A 1,661-nucleotide genomic window follows, 5' to 3' on the forward strand; every position below is an offset into this window, starting at 1 on the left:
CTTGTAGGTTAATCCCCCCCTGGGCATCCACTGGGGGCTGGTATTCGTTTTCGGCCTGAAAAGCACGTATCATTGGAAAAAATTGCGGGGATAACTTTTCCTTGTCAATTGCTGTCAATGTCAATAACACCGTAACCCAAGCTTATGTCTCGTTTACGTTCGTTACTTTCCCTCGTTCTAGTTTTAGTAACTACGATCCTCGTTAGTTGCAGTAGCCCCCAGGTGGAAATTCCCACCACCTATAGCCCAGAAAAAATTGCCCAACTACAGGTCTATGTTAATCCGATCGCCGTGGCCCGGGAAGGCATGGAAGAGCGGTTGCAGGGTTTGATTGCGGATCAAAATTGGGTGGACACCCAAACCTATATCCATGGGCCGTTGGGACAACTACGCCGGGAGATGTTGGGGCTGGCCAGCTCCCTGTTACCCAAGGATCAAGACAAGGCCAGCACCTTAGCCAAAGAAGTTTTTGGTCACTTGGAACGGCTAGATGCAGCGGCGAAGGATCGCAATAGTTCCCAAGCTAAAGTCCAGTACCAAGAAGCACTGGCGGATTTTGATGCTTTCCTCAGTTTGTTGCCCCAGGCTAGTTAGGTTCCCCTGAATGTTCCACGTCCCCATTGGCTGGGAATTTCCCGGCCATGGTTTTTAGCCTGAAATAAATGTTGAAGAAGTTGCCTTGGCAATACGAAATCCCCCTATCTCTCCTTTACCAAGGAAGAATTTTTGTCAATCTCCTTCTTGAATAAGATAAATTAGGGGGAGATTAATCCTCCTTTTTAAACTTTTCCAACCGGCTGCAAATTGATAGTAGACTAGCTATTTTTCCTGAGTTCAATTCAGCGATTTAATTCTTTGATTACTGCTACCACTGTCAACAATTCTGCCCCTTGGCAGGCCAATCTTTGGCTCCGCTATGACCGCCCTGGGCATCGTACCCGCATGGTTGAATGTTTGGTACAGGCTCCCCTCAAAGTGCAACGGTCTTTTTATCCAGATGACACGGGGCAATGTCAGACCATGTTGCTACATACCGGCGGTGGTATGGTGGGGGGCGATCGCCTGGGGTACGACGTTGTCTTAGAGGCCCAGAGTGATGTGTGCTTTACCAGTGCTTCGGCGGGAAAAATTTACCGTAGTTTGGGACCCTGGAGTGAACAGAGGGTTAACCTAGAGGTGGGGGCGGGCGCTTCGGTGCTGTGGTGTCCCCAGGAAACAATTATTTTTGATCAAGCTCGATATCAACAGAATTTTTCCATTAGGCTCCAGGAGCAAGCCCGTTTCAAAGGTTGGGAAATTGTCCGTTTGGGACGCACCGCTAGGGGAGAAAAATTTACCAAAGGCCATTGGCGATCCAGTTGGGAGATTTGGCAGGGAGAGAGGTTGATTTGGGGAGAAAGGCAACAGTTAATCGGCGCTGAACAACTTTACGAATCCCCCAATGCCTTAGCGGGCTTTACCTGTTTAGGTACCTATGTGGATTTAAGTCGTTCCTTTGACCAGAATTTGGTTAATCAAGCACGGGAGATGATCAATGGCCAGGGGCGATCGCCACAGTTTGGCCTCAGTTTGACCGCCACCCAGGGTCTCATTGCCCGCTACCGGGGAGATTCTACCCAAGAAGCAAAGAATATTTTTACCCAGCTCAGTCAGTTTTATTA

Annotated in this window: 2 protein-coding genes; both read left to right on the forward strand. The window is 48.8% G+C overall.

The features are described from left to right. Positions 1–144 precede the first annotated feature (144 nt). Positions 145–594, forward strand: coding sequence for a photosystem II protein PsbQ (psbQ, locus tag IQ219_RS19455; protein ID WP_190599658.1), 450 nt, complete (start codon positions 145–147; stop codon positions 592–594). 261 nt (positions 595–855) lie between these two features. Next, on the forward strand, positions 856–1,661 hold an 806-nt coding region (locus tag IQ219_RS19460), incomplete at its 3' end, for an urease accessory protein UreD (RefSeq protein ID WP_194073706.1).

The organism is Synechocystis sp. LEGE 06083 (genome assembly GCF_015207725.1).
GTDB classification, from domain to species: Bacteria; Cyanobacteriota; Cyanobacteriia; order Cyanobacteriales; family Microcystaceae; genus Synechocystis; species Synechocystis salina.